Genomic DNA, 21639 nt, shown 5'->3' on the forward strand with positions numbered 1-21639 from the left:
CGGATGTCTCACCAGTATTATTGCACGCCCGGCGACATCGGCTAGCGACAAAGCGGAGCTAGAGCGTTTTCAGAATTAGCGTGCCGGATTGGCGCCGTGGTGTTGGCTCGATGCGCGGAGGCCGAAGCAGGCGAATTGGTATCCGCCGATGCAGGCCGACAAAGCAGCGGGACGACACAACAAGCCAAGTCGGCACGCTAAAGCTGAAAGCGCTCTAACTGCAAATCACTCCACCACCAGCACCCGGAAGTCGGTTTCGCAGCGGCCGGAGCAAGTGGAGTCGATCAGGTGCATCTCCATTAGCCCGGGCTTGGCATCCTCGGCGGCTTCGATGGTGACCTTAAAGGCGTGGAGGTCGTGCTCCTCCAGCAGAGCGAACTTCTCCGACTTAGCGAAGGCCACGCCTTGCTCAAAGTCAGGCACCGTCATGGTGACACCGTCCCGCGAATAGGTTTTGACTTCGGAGTCGGTGCCGAGGGGCTTGCCGTCGCGCATTTCCGTCAGACCCAAGCCCCCGCCACGAGTGATGTCGACAGTGCACCACATCGAGAGTAGAAGTTCCTTGGTTTCCCCTGGCTGGACGATCACCAGCGGCAAGATCTTTGGCTCGCGCTGGTGCGCCGTGTGCTCCTCGGGTTCAGTGGCTGGTTGCGGGTCTTCTCCAAAGGCCAGTGAGAACAGACTCAAACAAGAGACCGTGATGGAGAGCAGCAGACAGAACGTAAGCAATCGAGCCATGGGAAGTTCCTTTCACAACTCAACGGACGAGCAACCACGACAGCTTATCAATGCCCGCTGCCGTGGGCAACTTCGCTGGAGGGAATTGGCAGCCTACTCGGCCAGTCTATCCACCACGAACCGCTCCACGTCGACATACGAAGCCGAATCCGTAGGCGTCGACGTCGTGCAGAACAGTCCCACCTTCGCGCCGATCCACTTGCCTTCCTTGGCCGTGAACTCGGCGCCGATGGGTGTCCACTTCGCCGCGCCGGTGCGGTAGCTGAAGCGGCACTTGGCCTCCGCGTCGACCGCGACCCGCAGTTCGATTTGGTCTGCTTCGATCGTGCGGGCGTCGCTGGTCGATTCGGCGGTGCCTCGCTCGGCGCCTTTGCAGGTCCGCTGGACGACTTGCACGCCGTCGGTGGTCCGCTCAACGCCTACATAGGCGTAGTGGTTGCCCATCACCAGCAGACCGGCGCGGCTGCCGGGTTCGAGGTGTTCGATATCCAGCGCGCACGAGGCCTCGAAGCTGCGGGCGGGGAACTTCTGCAGCAACAGGTTCGGCGTGTCCCACAGGTTGCGGTAGTCGTCCGGCTGCGGTACGGCGGCCAGGCGCAGGTGACCTTCTCGTGCGGCAAGCGAGTACCATTCGGGCCGCGGGTTGGCGTGCCATTGCCACTGCAGACCAAGCTGGCTACTCGAAAAGTCGTCGCTGGTCGCCGGGTTGGCAAGTTCCGCGCGAGCGGGCTTGGCGTGCACCATGACGGGCTGCCCGTTGCCATCGCCGTCGGGGTCCTCACCGATCACCGGCCAGTCGTCCACCCACTTCATCGGCTGCAAGTGCGTGATGCGGCCGTAGGCTCCAGTGTCCTGAAAGTGCATGAACCACGACTCTCCGTCCGGCGTGTCGATCCATGCTCCCTGGTGCGGGCCGTTGATTTCGGTGTTGCCTTGGTCCATCACGATCCGCGCCTCGTAGGGGCCGCGGACGTTCTTCGAACGCAGCACCGTCTGCCAGCCAGTCGGCACTCCGCCGGCGGGGGCAAAGATATAGTAGTAACCATTCCGCTTATGAAACTTGGGGCCTTCGATCGTGGGATGCTCGGCGTGGCCGTCGAACACAATCCAACCCTTGTCCTCGATCTTGGTGCCCTCGGAGTTCAGCTCCACCACCTGCAGCAAGCTCTTCACTCCGGCCCGCGAATGCGCGAATGCATGCACCATGTACACCCGACCGTCGTCGTCCCACAGCGGGCAGGGGTCGATGTTGCCGTACGCCTTCTTCACTAGGACTGGCTCGCTCCACTCGCCGCGTGGATCGGTGGTGCGGACCATGTAGATGCCACGGTCGGGGTCGCCCCAGTAGATGTAATACCACCCGTCGTGATAACGGATCGACGGCGCCCAAACGCCACCCCCATGTTGCGGGCGGTCGAACGCCGGGGCGTACAGCTTCGGCAGCGCGTGACCAACCAGCTTCCAGTTCACGAGGTCCTTGGAATGCAAGATTGGCAAACCCGGCACGCAATTGAACGACGACGAAGTGAGCCAGTAGTCACCGTCGACGGCCACCACATCGGGATCGCTATAGTCGGCATGCAGCACCGGGTTGGTATAGGTGCCATCGCCATTGTCGGGCACCCACGGTGCCTGCGGCTTGGGAGTGTCTTGAGCGGCTGCGGGCGCGAGAGAGCAAGCAGCAAACGTCGCGGCTAAGAGAAGTGATCGAAGAGCTTGCATGACGATAAGGACTGGATCTTATGAGGCGGTGAGAGTAATCCAAGTGACAGCAAGTGCGATTATAGATCACCTGAATCCCGGTAGCAGCGAAAGAAGTAGTGCTATAATGAGACATTCTTAGGAGCGGCAGAGCACTCGAACCCTTAAAGGTTCGGCTTACTGACCTTCGGCTTCGGTCGTCGTAGTGTAAAGCACCTACTCAATTTGTTAGCACTGCTAGCGAACCGATACGTTTCGTCGCAACATTCGGGTAGGAAGGTCTGCGGTAGGATTCTATGATCCGCGGTCACGTCGGGCAGTGGCCCGACACATCGACCTTTCTATCTACCGGCGGACCGATGAAGTTCTTAACCGTACTAGTCACCATATCGTTGATGGCGCCTAGCTTGGGCGCCGAGTTTCGGGGGCTACCAGCGAGCACGCTGTTGGGGCGTCCGAGATACTTCCCGACGAGCATCGAGGTGACCGCCATCTCCGGCGATGGCTCGACCATCGGCGGCACGATCATGGAAGCTGGCGACTTCGATTGTGCAGGGGGACCGTGCGGTGTGAGCGCATTCGTCTTGTCGCTTGACACGTCAGAGCTGCTCCAACTGGGTCGGTTGCCTTTCCTCTCAAACCAATACATCTATCCAACTGGCGTCGCGGCTTTCTCCAACGACGGATCGACATCACTCGTCTCGCATGACAGCGTGTTCTACATCGAATCAGCTCTTCATCACGGCGATGTCGTTACTCAGTTCCAACAGCCAATGTCTGGTGAGGGACCACTCCATGCGCGCGACATGTCGGCGGATGCTGAGGTCGTGGTGGGCACTGTTGGCGAGGAGCCGTTCATGTGGAATGCGGCCCAGGGTCTAGAGCCGATTCCGAACTTGCCGGACGTGCATTTGGATGCGGTCGCCATTTCGGCCGACGCGTCGACCATTCTCTTAGATTACTTGCCCGTGCCCCGCGGGCTGTCCTCCCCCGACGGACCGCACAACGCGCTTCGCTGGACCGCCGGCGGCGCTGTCGAGCTGACGCCACTCGCTGGGTTCGACGTTTCAATCGCCACGGCGCTGTCGCACGACGGAATGGTAGTGGTGGGCAGCTCTGATGCGATTCCTTCCTTTGAATCAAACCCTCTCGGGTCCCGAACACGCAGGGCCACTGCATGGATCGGCTCGGAGGCAATCGCCTTGGAAACAACATCGGGCAATTCATCGGCCCTGGATGTTTCGGCCGACGGAACATCGGTCGTTGGCAAGCTCGATCCGACCACCCCCCTTACCGATGCATTCTTCCGGCCCGAAGCCATGTTGTGGCGCAGCGGTCGAGGTTACCGAATTAAGGATCTCTTGGCCGACCAGTATGGACTCGGCAGCCAGCTGGAGGGCTGGCGCCTGTCATCGGCCACGACCATTTCCGACGACGGGCAGGTGATCGCCGGCGAGGGTATCGCTCCCGATGGGCAGCGGGCCGCGTGGGTGGCCGTGCTCACGGTGCCCGAGCCTTCGGCCGCGATGCTACTGGTGACCTGCGGCGCTGGGTTTTTGGTGGCGATGCGTAGGACTCGCGCGGAGTCCTAGTTCGGCACAAGGGCAATCGGGAGCGCCCCGGCCAATGGACGCCGGCGGCCAGATGTTTTAGGTTGCGAGCTTCGCCCCAGCCCCAAGCCCCTAGCCCCAGAGCCGATGTCCCTCCCTCCTAACTCTACGCTCGGCGTCTTCGGTGGCGGCCAGCTTGGTCAGATGTTCGCCGCTGCCGCCCGCGAGTTGGGGTATCGCGTGCACGTTTATTGTCCCGAGTCGGATTGCCCCGCGTCGCAGGTGGCCGACCAGCACACCGTGGCCGACTATCACGATTTTCAGGCGATTGCCAAGTTCGCCCAGTCGATCGACGCGGCGACGCTGGAGTTCGAAAACGTGCCGGTGGCCGCGGCCGAAGCGGCCGCTCACTTCATACCAGTGCGGCCAGCTGGCGACGCGCTCTACACGGTGCAGGATCGCAGTCGCGAGAAAGGCTTTCTCACGCTGGCCGGCATCGCGACGACTCCGTTCCGCAACGTGAGGTCCGACGAGGAGCTGAACTCCGCGGTCCAGGAACTCGGCACACCAGCGGTGCTCAAGACCACCAAGTTTGGCTACGACGGCAAAGGGCAAACCATCATCGAGTCGGCCGATGACGCCATGGCTGCATGGAGCTACCTGGGCCGGCACAAGTGCGTGCTCGAGCAGTTCATCGAGTTCGAGCGGGAGATCTCGGTGCTGGTCGCCCGCGACGTCGATGGCAACATGGCGACGTTCGGCCCGATGGAGAACGCCCACGCCAACCACATCCTCGACGTGAGCGTCTACCCCGCGAAGTCGCCCGCGAGCGCCGCCCAAGCGGCCGTGGAGGCCGCGCGGCAAGTGGCCGTGGAGATCGACCTGGTGGGACTCGCGTGCGTGGAGTTCTTTGAAACCCCCACCGGCGAGGTGATGGTCAACGAGATCGCCCCCCGCCCGCACAACTCGGGCCACCTGACGATCGAAGCGTGCGGCACGAGTCAGTTCGCACAGCAAGCCCGCACCGTGGCCGGAATGCCAGTGGCCGAAATGACGGCCACCCGCCCTGCGGCGATGGCCAACCTGCTGGGCGACTTGTGGAGCGGCGGCGAGCCCAACTGGGACGCGGTCAAGCAGTTTCCCGGCGTCGAGCTGCACCTGTACGGCAAGCACACCGCACGCGAAGGCCGCAAGATGGGCCACCTGACCGCGGTAGCCGACACGCCGGAGGAGGCCGAACGCCTGGTGCGGGAGGCGCGCGCGGCGTTGGTGCGGTGAGGGCAAGAATTTTGTGGCCAGGGTGAGTCGATCGTCTATACTCTTGGGGAGCCCGCTACGCCCCCTCCCCTGTCCTTTCCCCAAGGAACCGATCCATGAAAGCGCTACTGTCGTTTACTATTGCGCTCACTCTCCTTTGGAGTATGCCGACCATGGCCACCGCCGCCGAGACCGAAAAGGAAGACAAAGAGTGGCCCGCCGCGCTCGACTTCACTATGAAGACGCTCGACGGCAAGGAAGTGCACTTGGCCGAGAAGTACGAAGGCAAAGTGGTGCTGTTCGTGAACGTGGCCAGCAAGTGCGGCTTCACCAAACAGTACGCCGGCTTGCAGGAACTGCACGAGAAGTACGGCGAGGAGGGTCTGGCGATCGTGGGCGTGCCGTGCAATCAGTTCGGCGGCCAGGAACCTGGCACCGCCGAGGAAATCGCCACGTTCTGCGAGGCCAACTACGGCGTCGAGTTCGACATGCTCGAGAAAGTGAACGTCAAACGGGGGAAGGACGACCAGTGCGATCTGTACAAGTACCTGACCGACAAAGAGAAGCTGCCGGGCATTGGTAGCGACATCAAGTGGAACTTCGAAAAGTTCCTCGTCGGCCGCGACGGAGAAGTGATTGCCCACTATCGCTCGATGACCGGACCGAAATCGAAGAAGATGGTCAAAGCCGTGGAAGAAGCCCTGGCCGCCAAGCCGGAGGAATCCGCGGGCGAGAAGGAATAGGGCTCCGCATGCTAGCGTGAACCGCCGCCGCGCCGCGGGCGTAGATTACCCAGTGCTTACCGCATTACCCCCCGCTTGTGCCAGTTTCCCGGATTGACTTCGGCGGCACAACGGGGCGAGAATGTGCGGTACGTTCGAATCGCTCGCCACCCGCATGGAGGTACCCTGCCGTGACCCGCTTCGCTATCGCATTGCTCGTTTGTGGCGGGTGGTTTGCTGTGGCCTCGGCACAGGACGAAAAGCCCAAGGCGCCGAAGGTGCCCCAGGTGCTGCTTTCCGACCAGCACAAGAAGATGGTGAAAGTGGGCGTCGGGCAAGAATTCCCCGACTTCACGCTGCCGCAGGCCGACCAACCCGCCGGCGAGGCCCAGCCATTGGACAACCAGCTCGGCACCGACGCCACGGTGGTCGCCGTGTGGCACCACGACGGCGCCATGGCCAAGGCCTTGCTCCGCGATCTTAGCCTCGACATCGCCAAGCAGGTCGAAGCCAAGCCTGGCGAAAAGCCGCAGGTCGCTACGCTGGCCATCGCCACCGGCACGCCAGCTGCCGAAGCCATCGCCCAGAGCACCAGCGCCAAATACACCGGGCCCGTGCTGCTCGACGAGTCGGGCGAAGCGTTCGAACAACTCGGCACCCAGCGCCTGCCACGCGTGTACGTGCTCGACAGCAAAGGCCAGGTCGTCTGGCTCGACATCGAGTACTCTCTCTCTACCCGCCGCGAGATGAAGCAGGCGGTCGCCGCGCTGGTTAAGAAACCAGCCGAGTAGTTATCCTTCTGGCAAGAACACCAGCGGTAACATCAGCACTGCCAGCGCCACGAGTCCGACAATCAGCCAGATGCTGACCGCGATGCAGCTGGGCGTAAAGAGTAGTCGCTCAATCTTGCTGACTTCTTGCCCGTTAGCCATGCGTGACGCGGTCCGGTCGCGAAGAATCAAACCCAAACAGATGGCAACGACAACTCCTGCGCTAACTAACGCAACTACCAGCCGAAATACAAGCGATATTTCCGAGGAATCGCCGATGAATGAGTAGATCCCAGCGCCAATGCCCAGCACCGATACCGCAATGAGCTTTGGTCCTAGTGGTGCCTCTCGATCGAAAAGGTTCTTCATCGCGGCTCGCTGGTCGGAGTTTACTTCAGCTCTTTCTTCATCCGGTCGATAGTTGCCATTGCTTCCAGCGGTGTCATCGAGTTGAGGTCCAGCTCGCGGATTTCATTCACCAAGGGATGCTCGGCTGTTTCGAACAGCGTGAGCTGTAGCGAGCCATTCTTCGTCGTCTTTTGCTTGGCGTGTGGCTCCGGCAACTCGGCGTGCGGTTCGTCCATGCGGTGCGAGGCTTCCAGCTCCGCCAAAATCTCTTCGGCCCGAGCGCTCACGGCCTTCGGCACGCCAGCCAGTTGGGCGACGTGGATTCCGTAGCTGCGATCGGCCGAGCCCGGCACGATCTGGTGCAGGAACACAATCTTGCCGAAGTGCTCGCGGACCATCACGTTCAGGTTCGCCACGCCCGATAGCTGGTCGGCAAGCTGCGTCAGCTCGTGGTAGTGCGTCGCGAACAGCGTGCGGCTGCCGATCACGTCGTGCAGGTACTCCACGATGCTCCAAGCGAGCGAAAGCCCGTCGTAGGTGCTGGTGCCGCGGCCGATCTCGTCGAGCACCACCACACTGCGATGCGTGGCCGTGTTCAAAATCCGCGCGGCTTCGGTCATCTCGACCATAAACGTACTCTGCCCGCGGGCCAGTTCGTCGCTCGCGCCCACGCGTGCAAACAGCCGATCGGCCACACCGATGCGCGCTTTGCGAGCCGGGACAAAACTGCCGACCTGCGCCATCAGCACCAACAGCGCCGTCTGGCGGATGTAGGTGCTCTTACCAGCCATGTTGGGGCCGGTGATGAGGAGGATCGAGGGGCTAGGGGCGAGGGACGAGTCGGGGGACTGGGGGCTGGTGGCTGGGGGCTCGCTGCCGGCACAATTTGTGTCGTTCGGCACGAACGTGCCAGCCGGTTCGGTGGCTTCGACCACCGGGTGGCGGCCGGCTTCGATTTCCAGCACCGGCTCATCGGCCATTTCGGGGCGGACGTAGTCGCGTGCTCTGGCCACTTCGGCCAAGCTCGCCAGCGCGTCGAGATCCGCCAGGGCCGCAGCTGTCGCCAACAATCGCGGGCCGGCTTGGTGGGTTAGCTCCCTGAGCTCGGCGAACAACTCCAACTCCAGCGCCAGCACGCGTTCTTCGGCGCTCAACACCTTCTCTTCGTATTCCTTGAGCTCCGGCGTGATGTACCGCTCGGCGTTCTTCAGCGTCTGCTTGCGGATGTACTCCTCGGGCACCTTGTCGCGGTGGGCGTGCGTCACTTCCAGGTAGTAGCCGAACACCTTGTTGAAGCCAACCTTCATGCTGGGGATGCCAGACCGCTCGATCTCCGAAGCCTGGTAGTTGGCCATCCACTGCTTGCCGCCGCTCATCAGCTCGCGCAGTTCGTCGAGCTTCGCGTGCGCGCCGGCGCGGATGAACCCGCCATCCCGCGCGGCCAGCGGGCAGTCGTCGGCCAGCATCGCTTCGAGCTTGCTCCGCAGCTCGGGGCACAGATCGACGCGCGACTCGATGTCCGCCAGTAGCGCACTACTCCGCCCGGTGAGCTTTGCTTTCAGGGCCGGCAATGCCGCCAGCGTTCTTCCCACGCACGACAAGTCCCTCGGACCCGCGCGGCCGGTAGTCACCCGGGCGATGAGTCGCTGCAAATCATAAATGCTCTTGAGAGCCTCGCGAACCGCGGTGGTGAGCTTCGTCTCGGCGACCAGCTCCGCCACCGCGTCGAGTCGGGCGTTGATGGCCGTGGTGTCGACCAGCGGATGCGCGAGCCACTCGCCCAGTCGCCGCGCGCCCATCGGCGTGGTGGTGCGGTCGAGCACGTCCAAGAGCGTTCCATCGCGGCGACCGTCGCGCAACGTCTGCGTGATTTCGAGGCTCCGCCAGGTGGCTGCGTCGATCTCCAGCGACTGGCCTTCCCGCAAGGGAGTGAGCGCCGCAATGTGCGACAGGTCGGTCCTTTGTGTCTCGGTCAGGTATTCGAGAATCGCCCCGGCCGCGGCCAGCGCTTGCCGATCGCCAGCGTCTTCGGCATTGAACCCGAATCCTTCCAGCGAGTGCGTGCCGAAGTGCTTCGCCAGTAGCTCCATCGACTGCTTCTGCCCAAACGCCCACGGCGGCCGCGTGGTCACCACCCGCTCGCTGGTCCAGATCTTTGGCAGCTCTTCTCGCTGGTCTTCGCTCACCACCAGTTCGGTCGGCGCGATGCGGGCGAGTTGGTCGGCCGTTTCATTGGCCGCCAGCTGGGCGGCCATGAACACGCCGGTCGACAGGTCGACCCACGCCAGGCCCACGCGGGCTGCGTCCTTGTCCAGCACCAGCGCGGCCAGGTAGTTGCTCTGCGAAGGATCGAGTAGCGAATCGTCGGTCACCGTGCCTCGGCTCACCACGCGGGTGATGTCGCGTTTCACGATGCCCTTGGCCTGCTTGGGATCCTCCATCTGCTCGCAAATCGCCGCGCGGTACCCGGCCGCGATGATCTTCGCCAGGTACTGGTCGAGCTGATGGTGAGGGAAGCCGGCCATCGCCACGGGGTTTTCGCCCTTGTCGCGACTGGTGAGCGACAGCCCTAACACCCGGGCGGCCGTCTTGGCGTCGTCGTAGAACAGCTCGTAGAAGTCGCCCATGCGGAACAGCAACAGCGCATCGCCGGCCGTCTCCTTGGCCTGGTGGTACTGCTGCATCATGGGACTAAGCGCCATCGCTTCGGTGCTCCGCGGTGAAGGTCTTAAGGCCCTCTATGCTACCGAACCGCCGCAACGAAAGCAGGGGGCACTGCGGCCTGGAGAAAATGGGGATTCACCACAGAGATCACAGAGTTCGCGGAGAACAAAGGCGGCAACAAGCTCCGCGCCATTACGGCAGGTTCTGAAACCGCAAACCGTGAATGCCGGTCACAGAGTGGTTTAGCCACGGAACACAGGTTTTTCCCAGCGAAGCGAAGCCGCAACCAAAGATGTTCTGAACAGGAGCAAACAGAGAGAACAGAGCTACGAAGCCACACGTTCGTGGTCGCGCAGCGAGATGAGCCACGGATGAACACCGATGGGCACGGATTTGACGGAGAAGCATTGAACGAGAGCAGCTCCGAAGGAGCGAAATAGGATAGCCCAGGGCCAACGTAGCGAGGAACGAGCGAAGTGCCGCCCTGGGTTGGTTGATCATCACCCTCTGCAGTCGAGGAGCAGACTCTCCACCAGCCGGAGTGTGGCCGAGACCGCAAGTGAGCCGGGGATCGTTAAGGTGCAATGCTCGCATGGGCTACTTGGACCGGGTAGACTACCAGTTCGATTCTGAGTTTCTGGATAACCCGAGGATTCGACAAGGTATCTAAGGTGCTGGACAGTCTCGTTACAATTCCGTGGGCGGACCGCGAACACGCATACGGTCCAGCTACTGATGTCCCCGACCTGCTGCGTGCCCTGTTGGATCCCGATCCGAAGGTGCGCAGCGAAACACTTCACGCGCTGTATGGCAATGTATTTCACCAGGGCACACGTTTTCCGGCCGCGGTGGATGTGGTTCCTTTTTTGATCGAGCTGTGCGCAAGCGAAGAAGTTCCTGAACGGGCCGACCTGCTTCAATACTGGGGTCGTTTGATCATGGGGTACTTCAGTATTCAAGAGCGTCCCTGTTGGGGAGACGGGAAGCAAATTCATCACTACGGAGAGGTTCGCACTCCCGATGTCGAAGAGGCTACCGGAGAGTACGTTATCACACTCCATCGCGTCTACGAGGAGTCCCTCAAGGGACACGAGCTCGCTTGTGAGCTGCTCACCAACGATGATCAAGGCGTGAGATTGGGGGCCGCGTGGGTGCTGGCCTGCTTGCCAACGGAAGCGGATGCGTCGGTACCGGAGCTGACGAGGCAAATGGAGGTTGAACCGTCAGGATGGGTGCGAGCCGCGATAGCGTTTGCGCTCGGTGAACTAGATGCTGCGGAACAACTGAAGTTCGTGCTGGCCGAAGATCCATTCCCTGCCGCGCGCTGCATGGCCGCCTGCGAGCTCGCCCGCGTCGAGCCAGCCGACAGTCTGCTCGAACCGCTGCTAGAGTTTGTGACCGAGCCGATTGAAGGGTACGATGGCATCCCGGGTGCAGGTGGAAAATCCACGGGAGACGCTGCATTTTCCATTTCTCGTTTGCCGCCGGAAGTCCAGCATAAGGCCATTCCCACAATCTGCGATCGACTGGGTCACGCACGATCGTTCGACACGATGCCACTGGTCCATGCGCTACTCGTGGCTGCGTTTCCGCAGCAACGGGACAAGCTTACCAAGTTGGACACCCTACAAACCCAAGTCGTAACTCGTTTGGTGAACTGTGAAGAGCTGTGGTCTATCGGCAACGTAAAACGGAATCTGGAGATGCATGGCCTACCGCGTGACCGACGAGAGTGCGCCGAATTGGTAGATATGGAAATCACGGAAGACAGGGCACTAGAGACTCTCCGCAGAGCGTTGACGTACGCACACCTGGGTGGCGTTTTTCTCGCCAAGGCACGCAAAGGCATCCTCGAAGCCATCGAATTGGATGCCACGGCGATCGACCGAGCACCAGGGCCCGATGAATGCTGGCTGCTTTGTGCCAAGGCCTTCGCCGAAACCGATTCCGAACGCGCACTCGATTCCTATCAACGAGCGGTCGCCATCAATCCCATGCTCGCCCAACGAGTCGACCCGACTTGGCATCTGGCCGACTTGTTGGGGGAAGAAGACTCAAGCTAAGAGGGCGACAACGCCACGGTCTGGCTACTTCGGTCTGAGCCGCGGCCTATATTGGCCAACTCGCTGCCCGAATGCGGTCTCGGTCACGCTCCGGCTAGTGGATAGTGTGATCCTCGACCGCTCCAACGAGTTTGCCAAAGTACACCGACACCAATGCGGGGCTAAGAGTTGCGCGACCAACCGTTGTGGCTTCGTAGTGGCTCCATTCCGCAACTCGGCGGTATACTGGCGTGCATGAAACGCTTTACCATCACCCGACTGCTCGAGCTCTCCGCGCTACTGTGCGTCGCGGTCGCGTTGATCGCGCATGCGCCGGCGTGGGTAGACTCGTAGTGCTGGGGCGGGAGTAAGGTCATGCCACGCTACACGATCGCCGGGCTGTTGTTGCTCATGTTCTTTGTCGCGCTGGAGCTGACCGCCTGGCGCATCGAACCGCTGCTGGCGGCGATGCCGCTGATTCCGATCGCCGTGCTGCTGGTCGTGCTGCTGGTGGCGACGATCGGGCGATTGATCTCGGCGGTCTTCAGCGACCGCCCGACAAGGGGGCGCGATAGGATAGAGCATTGAAGGCTTGGTAGTTCTTCTAGCTCGTTAAGGTCTATTGGCAATTCACCCTCCCCGCGGCAAATGCAGCCGCGACCCTCCCAAAGGGAGGGTGAAATTGGCGATGGGGCTTCGCGCGCTCCCTGGCTGCCGCTGGGGCGGGTCTGGCGTTATACTCAGCGGTTTCGCTTCCCCAACCGATCCAGCAGTACGCAAGCATGTCCGACACGGCTCAAATCATCGACGGCAAGGCGATTGCCAAGCAGATTCGCGACGAACTGGCGGTCGAAGTGGTGGAGTTCATTCAGAACAACAGCGTCGTGCCCTGCCTGGCGGCCGTGTTGGTGGGCGACGACCCGGCCAGCGAGGTGTACGTTCGCGCGAAGCGCAAGGCGTGCGATCACGTCGGCATCGACAGCCAGTTGCACCGGCTGCCGGCCGACACCACGCAGGATGAGTTGCTCGAACTGGTGGCCAAGCTCAACAAGGACAACGCGGTGCATGGCATCCTGGTGCAGCTGCCGCTGCCGGCAGGGCTGGATGCCGATCAGGTTCTGCTGGCGGTCTCGCCGGCCAAAGATGTCGACGCGTTCCACCCCACGAACGTCGGCCGCCTGGTGCAAGGCAAGCCACGGTTCCTGCCCTGCACGCCGCATGGGGTGATGCAGCTGTTGAAGCGAACCGGCATCGACACCGCCGGCAAAGACGCGGTAGTCGTCGGGCGGAGCGACATCGTGGGCAAGCCGCTGGCCGTACTGCTGGCGGCGCGCGGCGCGGACGCCACCGTGACCGTGTGCCACAGCCGCACCAAGGACCTGGCCGCGCACACCCGTGCGGCCGACATTCTCATCGCAGCGATTGGCAAACCGGACTTCATCACCGGCGACATGATCAAGCCCGGCGCGGTGGTGATCGACGTCGGCGTGAATCGCACCGAAGGGGGCCTGGTGGGCGACGTGGAGTTCGACTCCGCTGCGCAGGTTGCCAGCCACATCACCCCCGTCCCCGGCGGCGTCGGCCCAATGACCATCGCCATGCTGCTGGTGAACACCCTCCGCGCAGCGCAAGCGCTGGAGCAGTAGCTGGATGTACCCTCTCCCGGTCCCTCACCCTGGGTGAGGGCCCGGGAGAGGGTACTTGATCACAACAGGCTTTGCGCAATGGTCCGTTGATTTTTGCCCTGGATGGTTGGCTTCCATCGGGCAAGTGATTCTACTAGCAGTTGTACGCCCTACGACTCGCTCACCAGCACGCTCCCCTCGGTGTTGGTCCCGCCATGATTAGCATTCTCGACTTCTTCACCATCGGCATCGGCCCTTCCAGCTCGCATAGCGTGGGACCGATGCGGGCTGCCAAGTCGTTTGTCGATCGCCTTATCGAACAGCAACTTCTGGACCGAGTCGATCGCATCGCGGTGACGCTGTACGGATCGCTCGCACTCACCGGCCGTGGACATGGCACCGACAAGGCGGTGCTGCTGGGCCTGATGGCCGAAACGCCCGACGGGGTGGACGTCGATACGATCGACGGCCGGGTCGCGGAAATCGAGACCAGTGAGCAACTCTCCCTGGCTGGATCGCACACAATCAAGTTTCGCCCAAAGACCGACCTGAAGTTCGACCGCAAGACCAAGTGCAAAGTGCATCCCAACCAGTTGCGGCTGGTGGCATGCGATGACCAAGGCGAGGTACTAGCCGAGGACGTGGTCTACTCGGTGGGCGGCGGCTTCGTACTCACCGCGGCCGATATCGAGGCCGCGCAGGCGGCCGAAGCTTCCGGCGAACTTCCTCCCGATTGCCGCCCCTACCCGTTTCGCACCGGCGAGCAGCTCCATACTCGCACCAAGGAAACTGGGCTTCCGATCAGCGGGGTGGTGCTGGCCAACGAGCTGGCCATGCGCAGCGAAGAGGAGTTTCGCAGCGGAGTGCTACGTCGCTGGCAGGTGATGCAGGATTGCGTGAAGAAAGGTTGCCAGAGCGAGGGCATCCTACCGGGCGGACTGAAAGTGCGCCGCCGCGCGCCAGCGCTCTGCGAGAAGCTCAAGGAGCGAGGGCAGTCGCCCGACCCGCTGGCGGCGCTCGACTGGGTCGACCTGTTTGCGTTGGCGGTCAACGAAGAAAACGCAGCCGGCGGCCGAGTGGTCACTGCACCGACCAACGGCGCTGCCGGCATCATTCCCGCGGTGCTGCACTACTACATGCGATTCTGTTACGGCGCGTGCGACGACACCGTGGTGCGATTCCTGTCGGTCGCCGGCGCGATTGCGCTGTTGTACAAGGAGAACGCTTCGATCTCCGGCGCGGAGGTCGGTTGCCAGGGCGAAGTGGGTGTGGCCGCGTCGATGGCGGCCGGCGCGCTGACCGAGGTGCTGGGCGGCAGCGTCGAGCAAGTGCTGCAAGCGGCCGAGATCGCCATGGAGCACCATCTGGGTCTGACCTGCGATCCAATCGGCGGCCTGGTGCAGGTGCCGTGCATCGAACGCAACGCGGTGGCCGCGGTCACTGCCATCAACTCCTCGCGATTAGCCCTGGCCGGCGACGGACAGCATAAGGTGTCGCTCGACAAGGTAATCGCCACGATGCGCCGCACCGGCGCGGACATGTCAGCCAAATACAAAGAAACCGCCCGCGGCGGCCTGGCGATCGAAGTGAACGTGATCGAGTGCTAGGGGGTTGGTTGGTCGAAGATCTGTTTAGCCACGGATGAACACGGATAGGCACGGATAGAATTGAGTGATTGCGAAGCGGGCAAACAGCTCCGAAGGAGCGAAACAAGTCAGTCTGGGGCAAGCGGCGCCACTTCTTTCTGGAGAAATGGCGAGGCAAATGCCGCCCCAGGATAGAGATTCGTTCTTCCAGCGGTCGAGGAGTATGCTACGCACTAGCCGGAGCATGACCGAGACCGCAACTGGCCCGCGGCTCGAATGTGGATTGTCCGTGTTTCATCGGTGTCAATCCGCGGCTGAGCACCGTCGGTTGATTTACAAACTGCCGGCCCGCCGCTAGGATAAGGCCGGTTTGGGAAGTCCCTGTCGGCTTGTCTTTTCTCCCGTTTCAACTTGAGGGGCGTCTGTCGTGGCTTGGCTTTTTGAACGCACTGTGGAAACGGCCGCCTGGATCGCTTTGCTGGTGACCTGGGTGTCGATCGCGATGGCGATCTACTACTTCTGCCGCTGGTGCGGCACGCTGCAGGCCGACGAAATCGGTTGGTACCTGCTGCGGGACGCGGCCAAGTCGGCCGGCGCGGCGGTCGGATTCGCACTCGCCTTGGGCGGGCTGGCGTGCGTCGACCGGTTCTTGTTCGACGCCGACGAGTAGCGGACGGCCGAACCGACACGCATTCTCGGCTGGCTGGTTTCCCGGCCAAGCGCTACAATAGCGGGTGACCATGGAAGCAACCCCTGTGGTCGCCGACCGGGCGGCGTCCGATACCGGGCCGCTCGCCGAGCTGACCGCCGAGCTTGAACGACTCGACGGCTTCGCTGAAGTGCAGGCCAGCCTCACCGCTGGCCACAGCGCCACTTTGGGCGGAGTCTGGGGCTCTTCGTGCGCGCTGGCCACCGCATCGCTGGTGCGGCAGTGCCCCGCGACGCTGGTCGTGATTGCTCCGCGGCCGGCGATGATCGACACGCTGGCCGACGACCTCGCGCTGTTCACCTCCACGCCGGTCACCTGCTTCCGCCCATCGGAGGCCTCCCCGTCGCGAACCGTGGTGATCGACGAGATCGAGTGCGAGCGACTCCGCACCATCAAGCAACTGGCCGAGCAGCCCGCCGATTTGCGAATCGTGGTCTCGTCGATTCAAGCACTCATGCAGCCGGTTGCCAGTCGCGACGTGCTGGCCGAGTCGACCCGCGAGCTCAAGACCGGCCAAGTACTCGACGTCGAAGAACTGCGCGAGTGGCTCACCGCCCGCGGATGCCATGGCACTTCGGCCGTAGAGCTGCCAGGCGAGTTCGCCGTGCGGGGCGGCATTGTCGACCTCTACCCACCCGACGCGCTGGCGCCGGTGCGGCTGGAGTTGTTCGGTGACGAGATCGACTCGATTCGCGAGTTCGACGTCGCCACGCAGCGAAGCCTGGCAAAGCGCGACAGCGTGGCCGTGACGATGCTCGATCCCAACTCACCCGGCCGGTCGCACTTCACGAGCTACATTCCCGAGGGAAGCTGGTTTGTGATCGTCGAGCCGAGCGACGTCGACGAGGAAGGGCGGTTCTTCCACGAGCGACAGGAGTCGCCCGACCTATTGCACAGCACCAAAACGACGCTGGCGGAGATCTACAAGTTCCCATCGGTCACGGCCGCGGGCATCCCGGCTGGCAGCTACGAGACCACGTGCCACTTGGGCTTCGAGTCGGTCGAGCGGTTCAGTGGCGACCTGCAAAAAGTGCGCGCGGAACTCGAAAGCGTTGCCGGCGACGAGCGGGTGATGCTGGTGTGCGAGACGCCGGCTGAGATCGAACGGCTGAACGAGCTGTTCGCCGAGTCGGCGCTGCTGAAAGAGGACCGGTTGGAGTTCGTCACTGGCCGCCTGCACGAAGGCTTTCGCATCGTGCCGCGCAAGACGGTTCTGCTCTCCAGCGCGGAGTTGTTCCACCGCCACGCCAGCGTCGCGCGTACGTCGCGGAGTTACCAGGGCAGGGCGATCGACAGCTTCCTGGAACTCAAGCAGGGCGACCTGGTGGTGCACGTCGCCCACGGCATTGGTCGTTACCGCGGCATCAAACTGCTGGAGAAAGAAGGCCGCGCCGAAGAGCACCTGGAGATCGAATACGACGGCGGCACACGCATTTACGTGCCGAGCTTCCGCATCGAGCTGGTACAGAAGTACGTCGGCGGCAAGAAGCTCCGGCCGCCGCTGGCAAAGATTGGCGGCAAGGCGTGGGTGCGACAAAAGAAGGCCGCCGAGCAGGCAGTGCACGACCTGGCCGCCGAGATGATCGAGCTGGCCGCCAAGCGCGACGCCCGGCCCGGCATTCGCTTCCCCGAGGACACGCCGTGGCAGAAGGAGTTCGACGCGGCGTTTCCCTACCAGGAGACCCCCGACCAGCTGATGGCGATCGCCGACATCAAGGCCGACATGCAAACCACGCGGCCGATGGACCGCTTGTTGTGCGGCGACGTCGGCTTCGGCAAGACCGAGATGGCCATCCGCGCCGCGTTCAAGGCCGTGGACGCGGGCTATCAAGTGGCGGTACTGGTCCCCACCACGGTGCTCGCCGAACAACACCGCCGGACGTTCGCCGAACGGATGTCGGAGTTTCCCTACGAGATCGCCGCGGTGTCGCGGTTCTGCACCGCTGGCGAGCAGAAGAAAATTATCGAGCGTACCAAGGAGGGTAAGGTTGACATCCTGATCGGCACGCACCGACTCGCCTCTGGCGATGTGCAGTTTGCCAACCTGGGACTGTTGATCATCGACGAAGAGCAGCGGTTCGGCGTGGCGATCAAAGAACGGCTAAAAGCGATGCGGGCGGTGGTCGACGTATTGACCATGACCGCCACGCCGATCCCGCGGACACTGCACTTGTCGCTCCTCGGCGTGCGGGCGATCTCGAACCTCGAAACGCCGCCCGCCGATCGCGTGGCGGTCGAGACCCGAGTCACGCGGTTCAACGATGAGCTGGTCCGCAGCGCGCTGTTGAGGGAATTGAACCGCGGCGGGCAAGCGTACTTCGTGCACAACCGCGTGCACGACATCAAGAACGTCGCCGAACGGCTCGGGCAAATCGTGCCCGAAGCCCGCATCTGCATCGGCCACGGGCAGATGCCCGAGGGCCAGTTGGAAGACGTGATGGTGAAGTTCGTGAACCACGAGTACGACATCCTGTTGGCGACCACCATCATCGAAAGCGGCCTCGACATCCCCAACGCCAACACGATGTTCATCGACGACGCCGACCGCTATGGCCTGGCCGACCTGCACCAACTGCGGGGCAGGGTGGGACGGTACAAGCACCGCGCGTACTGCTATCTGCTGGTCGACGAGAACCGCCACCTCTCGCCCGAGGCCGCCCGGCGGTTGCGGGCAATCGAGGAATTCAGCCAGATGGGCGCCGGCTTTGCCCTCTCAATGCGGGACCTCGAGATTCGCGGCGCCGGCAACCTGCTTGGCACGCAGCAGAGCGGCCACATCGCCACGGTGGGCTACGAGATGTACTGCGCGATGCTGGAGAAGGCGGTGCGGCAGTTCAAGAACCTGCCGCCGCCAGAATCGATCGACGTCAACATCGACCTGCCCGGCGCGGCGTACCTGCCGCCGCAGTACGTGGCCGACGCGAGAACCAAGATCGACCTTTACCGGCGGCTCGCGCGGCTCACGTCGATCGAGCAAGTGGACGAGTTCGCCGTCGAGCTCTCCGATCGCTTCGGCCCCGTGCCGGAGGTGGTGGAGAGCCTCTTGGAACGCAGCCGCTTGCGCATCTGGGCGCACGGCTGGGGCATTCACTCGCTACACCGCGACGGGCGATACGTGGTGCTAGCATACGGCAATCGAGCGAAGCTGCGGCGACTGGTGGAACGCGCCGGCGGCGATCTGCGCGTCGCCGATGCGGTAAGCGCGTATTTCTTGCTCTCCGATCCCGACGGTTCGCCCGAGGGGATGCTGGCAGAGATCAAATCGCTCTTGCGGCCTGCGGCGGCGGCTGCGTAAACTCCCGCCGCGTACGATTTCCCTTCCGTCCGGGTCGCTCGCGGCCGGACACTCTTTTCTTATTGCTGAATCAATACCGTGCTTCGATTCTCACTCATTACGCTCGTACTGACGACGGCCTCCGCGTGCTTGGCACAAGCGCCTCCCGACGGAGCGCCTCAGAAGCTCAAGGGCGCGGAAGTCATTGCCCGCATCGACAAACAAGTGGTCCTGGCCAGTGACATCTTGTGGGAAATTCGACTGTTGATCGAGAAAAACAACGTTCCGCCTGAGCAAGTCGATCAGGCGACCGAGTTCCTGATGCAGCAACAGTTGCGCGGTTACATCGACACGAAGCTGATGTTCGCCGACTTCCGCCGCAACGCTCCCGGCGCCGACATGAACGCCATCCGCGGTCAGCTCAATGATCCCTTCCTCAATGGCGGCAACTCCGGCAAGTCGCCCGGCAGCGTGCCCGGACTGATGGAAGCGTTGGAGGTCGAAGACTATCAGGCACTCGAAGAGAAATTGCTCCAACTGGGCACCTCGCTGGCCGACCGTAAGGAAGCTTTCATCGAGAAGGCGATCGCTCAGACCTGGGCGCAGGAACAAATCAACGTTGCGCGGCCAACCTACACGCAGATGTTCGACTACTACCACGCCCACCGCGAAGACTACGCCTACCCGACGCAGGCAAAGTGGGAAGAGTTGACCGTACAACTGCGCAACCACCCCAACGAACAAGCGGCCCGCGAAAAGCTGGCCCAAGCGGGCAACCTGCTGTGGCAGCGTGCCCAACAGCAGACGGACGCCAGCAAGCCAATCTTCAAAGACATCGCTGCGAAGTACTCCGAGGGGTACAACGCCAAGGAAGGCGGTCTGTACGATTGGACGACCAAGGGCGCCCTGGTCGACACGAAACTCGACACCGCCCTGTTTACGCTGCCAGTTGGTGCGCTGAGTCCCATTATCGAATCGAGTTCGGGACTTCACATTGTGCGCGTCATCGAACGCCGCGAAGCCGGCTACATGCAGTTTGCTGATCTTCAGGACGAAATTCGCAAGCAGATGATGAACGAGTCGTTCCAAGAGAAGATGCAAGAACACCTCGGCAAACTGCGCCGCGAAACCCGCATCTGGACCATCTACTCCGGCGACACCACCGCCCAGGCGTTCCTCGAATCGCCCCCACAGCAGTTGCAGCGTTAACCATAGTACCTCCACACTCCGTGTGGAACCTGGTCTCAGGTGTCACTGCTGGTTTATCGCGCGTCGCCCTTGCGTCGCGTGCCGAAAGCGGACGGGTAGCTTCTTTCGCCGCGCGTTCAAAGCACGCCAGCAGTGCCGTTCGGATGTGAACTCTGGGGAATCACCTAAAGCGGCAACTCGCACTGCGATGAACCAGCAGTGGCACTCCATCGCACCCGTGGCGTTAGAATAATGGCATGCTAAACGCCCCTCACCTCGCCCAACTCGACGCCGACGGATTTACCATCGTCCGCGGTGTGCTGGATGCTCCGCAGCTCGACTCATTGCGTGCGGCGCTCGTGGAGTTTGTCGAGACCGTGGGCACGGTGCGGGCGAAGTCGAGCAATGCGCGGCGGCTGCTAGAGTGTTGCGAAGCGGTGCGGCGACTGGCCGCCAGTCGGTCGGTGCGCGAACTGGTGGAGCCGGTGTTGGGCTCCGCGGCATTTGCAGTGCGAGGGCTGCTGTTCGACAAGGTTGAATCGGCCAACTGGCGCGTTGGGTGGCATCAGGATTTGATGATCCCGGTAGAGCAGCGTGTTGACGCGCCTGGCTACTCGGCGTGGAGCATCAAACAGGGCGTGGTGCACGTTCGCCCGCCGGAAGAGGTGCTCGCGGCGATGCTCACGCTCCGCGTGCACGTGGACGACTGCCCAGCCGACAACGGGCCACTAGAAGTGCTGCCGGGCACGCATCGGCTGGGCATCGTACCAGAATCGGACGTTCGCAGTACGGCCGACGAACATCAGGCGATCGCTTGCACCGCGGCGGCTGGCGACGTGCTCGTGATGCGACCGTTACTCTTGCACGCCTCGCGGCCAGCGGGCACTCCGCGCCATCGCCGCGTGGTGCACTTGGAGTTTGCCAGTGAAGCTTTGCCTGGCGGGGTGGAGTGGCGGCGCGAAAGCAACACTACTGCTTGAGCTTCCGGCCTTGGAAAGTGCGTGGCTGCAAGTCCTTGAGCGCTAGATCGATCTTCACCTCGTTATCCTTGCCAGCTTCGACCTGGATTGCCTTGCCTTGGATCGCCACTCGCTTGAACTTTGGAATACCAGCCGGCAGGTCCGCTGTGTTGGCCGGACCGTAGAGCGTGACCAAGTGCTCTCCAACCACGGCACCGTCTCCATCGCTGTACGTAGACAGTTTGAATCGCCCCTGTTCGTCGAGCCAGCCGATGGCGGGCTTTCCCGACTCGATCGCGCCATCCTTCGCTCGCGGTGCGAACATCACCTGACAGGCTGGCAGCGGTTTGCCATCGACGGTCACGACACCGTGGACTTGCGCCATTTCATAGGGACTGCGATTGCAGCCAGCGACTGCGGCGAGCACGAACACACACATTACTCGAACACCGCACAATGCAAGTGAGCTTCGAAGCATCGAGTGATCCTTGACTTACTTGGAGAGG

The 21639-nt window shown here is 62.5% G+C and carries 17 protein-coding genes; 12 read left to right on the forward strand and 5 right to left on the reverse strand.

Going from position 1 to position 21639, the window contains the following annotated elements:
- Positions 1 to 225: 225 nt before the first annotated feature.
- Together ACQK2L_RS02275 and ACQK2L_RS02280 are read right to left on the reverse strand one after the other, a co-directional pair.
- Positions 226 to 738, reverse strand: coding sequence for a hypothetical protein (locus tag ACQK2L_RS02275; RefSeq protein ID WP_425395310.1), 513 nt, complete (start codon positions 736 to 738; stop codon positions 226 to 228).
- Positions 739 to 831: 93 nt separating this feature from the next.
- Complete coding sequence (locus ACQK2L_RS02280; RefSeq protein WP_425395311.1) at positions 832 to 2460, reverse strand: glycoside hydrolase family 43 protein; 1629 nt, start codon at positions 2458 to 2460, stop codon at positions 832 to 834.
- A 275-nt stretch (positions 2461 to 2735) separates the two neighbouring features.
- Between ACQK2L_RS02280 and ACQK2L_RS02285 the strand changes: the two genes are divergently transcribed.
- The 4 genes from ACQK2L_RS02285 to ACQK2L_RS02300 all read left to right on the forward strand — a co-directional run bounded on the left by ACQK2L_RS02285 (position 2736) and on the right by ACQK2L_RS02300 (position 6759).
- Positions 2736 to 4031, forward strand: coding sequence for a hypothetical protein (locus ACQK2L_RS02285; RefSeq protein WP_425395312.1), 1296 nt, complete (start codon positions 2736 to 2738; stop codon positions 4029 to 4031).
- 105 nt (positions 4032 to 4136) lie between these two features.
- Positions 4137 to 5267 (forward strand): 5-(carboxyamino)imidazole ribonucleotide synthase, encoded by a 1131-nt coding sequence (locus tag ACQK2L_RS02290; protein ID WP_425395313.1) that lies wholly within the window; start codon positions 4137 to 4139, stop codon positions 5265 to 5267.
- Positions 5268 to 5362: 95 nt separating this feature from the next.
- Entirely contained in the window at positions 5363 to 5989 is a 627-nt protein-coding gene (locus ACQK2L_RS02295) for a glutathione peroxidase (protein WP_425395314.1), read from the forward strand.
- Between the two features lie 170 nt (positions 5990 to 6159).
- Positions 6160 to 6759 carry a peroxiredoxin family protein gene (locus ACQK2L_RS02300; protein WP_425395315.1) on the forward strand — a complete coding sequence of 200 codons (600 nt, stop codon included), beginning with the start codon at positions 6160 to 6162 and terminating at the stop codon, positions 6757 to 6759.
- Here ACQK2L_RS02300 and ACQK2L_RS02305 read toward each other — a convergent pair whose 3' ends face one another.
- The gene (locus tag ACQK2L_RS02305; protein ID WP_425395316.1) at positions 6760 to 7107 is read right to left on the reverse strand and encodes a hypothetical protein; all 348 of its coding nucleotides are present in this window, start codon (positions 7105 to 7107) and stop codon (positions 6760 to 6762) included.
- Between the two features lie 20 nt (positions 7108 to 7127).
- On the reverse strand, positions 7128 to 9788 hold the full coding sequence (gene mutS / locus ACQK2L_RS02310) for a DNA mismatch repair protein MutS (RefSeq protein ID WP_425395317.1): 2661 nt from the start codon (positions 9786 to 9788) through the stop codon (positions 7128 to 7130).
- Positions 9789 to 10421: 633 nt separating this feature from the next.
- Here mutS and ACQK2L_RS02315 point away from each other — a divergent pair.
- The 8 genes from ACQK2L_RS02315 (at position 10422) to ACQK2L_RS02350 (ending at position 21154) form a co-directional block, all read left to right on the forward strand.
- Entirely contained in the window at positions 10422 to 11813 is a 1392-nt protein-coding gene (locus tag ACQK2L_RS02315) for a HEAT repeat domain-containing protein (RefSeq protein WP_425395318.1), read from the forward strand.
- Positions 11814 to 12167: 354 nt separating this feature from the next.
- Positions 12168 to 12380, forward strand: a complete 213-nt coding sequence (locus ACQK2L_RS02320) for a hypothetical protein (protein ID WP_425395319.1) — start codon at positions 12168 to 12170, stop codon at positions 12378 to 12380.
- A gap of 194 nt (positions 12381 to 12574) precedes the next feature.
- A complete protein-coding gene (folD, locus tag ACQK2L_RS02325; RefSeq protein WP_425395320.1) occupies positions 12575 to 13438 on the forward strand; it encodes a bifunctional methylenetetrahydrofolate dehydrogenase/methenyltetrahydrofolate cyclohydrolase FolD in 864 nt (287 codons plus the stop codon).
- A 194-nt stretch (positions 13439 to 13632) separates the two neighbouring features.
- Positions 13633 to 15024, forward strand: coding sequence for an L-serine ammonia-lyase (locus ACQK2L_RS02330; protein ID WP_425395321.1), 1392 nt, complete (start codon positions 13633 to 13635; stop codon positions 15022 to 15024).
- Positions 15025 to 15430: 406 nt separating this feature from the next.
- Positions 15431 to 15673, forward strand: a complete 243-nt coding sequence (locus tag ACQK2L_RS02335) for a hypothetical protein (protein ID WP_425395322.1) — start codon at positions 15431 to 15433, stop codon at positions 15671 to 15673.
- Between the two features lie 70 nt (positions 15674 to 15743).
- Entirely contained in the window at positions 15744 to 19007 is a 3264-nt protein-coding gene (gene mfd, locus ACQK2L_RS02340) for a transcription-repair coupling factor (RefSeq protein ID WP_425395323.1), read from the forward strand.
- 78 nt (positions 19008 to 19085) lie between these two features.
- Positions 19086 to 20195 carry a peptidylprolyl isomerase gene (locus ACQK2L_RS02345; protein WP_425395324.1) on the forward strand — a complete coding sequence of 370 codons (1110 nt, stop codon included), beginning with the start codon at positions 19086 to 19088 and terminating at the stop codon, positions 20193 to 20195.
- A 236-nt stretch (positions 20196 to 20431) separates the two neighbouring features.
- Positions 20432 to 21154 carry a phytanoyl-CoA dioxygenase family protein gene (locus tag ACQK2L_RS02350; RefSeq protein WP_425395325.1) on the forward strand — a complete coding sequence of 241 codons (723 nt, stop codon included), beginning with the start codon at positions 20432 to 20434 and terminating at the stop codon, positions 21152 to 21154.
- On the opposite strand, the gene ACQK2L_RS02355 is transcribed toward ACQK2L_RS02350, so the two are convergent.
- On the reverse strand, positions 21144 to 21611 hold the full coding sequence (locus ACQK2L_RS02355; protein ID WP_425395326.1) for a hypothetical protein: 468 nt from the start codon (positions 21609 to 21611) through the stop codon (positions 21144 to 21146). The two genes, ACQK2L_RS02350 and ACQK2L_RS02355, sit on opposite strands and share 11 nt — an antisense overlap.
- Positions 21612 to 21639 lie beyond the last annotated feature (28 nt).

Origin of the sequence: Aeoliella sp. (assembly GCF_965227375.1) — a bacterium.
GTDB lineage: Bacteria > Planctomycetota > Planctomycetia > Pirellulales > Lacipirellulaceae > Aeoliella.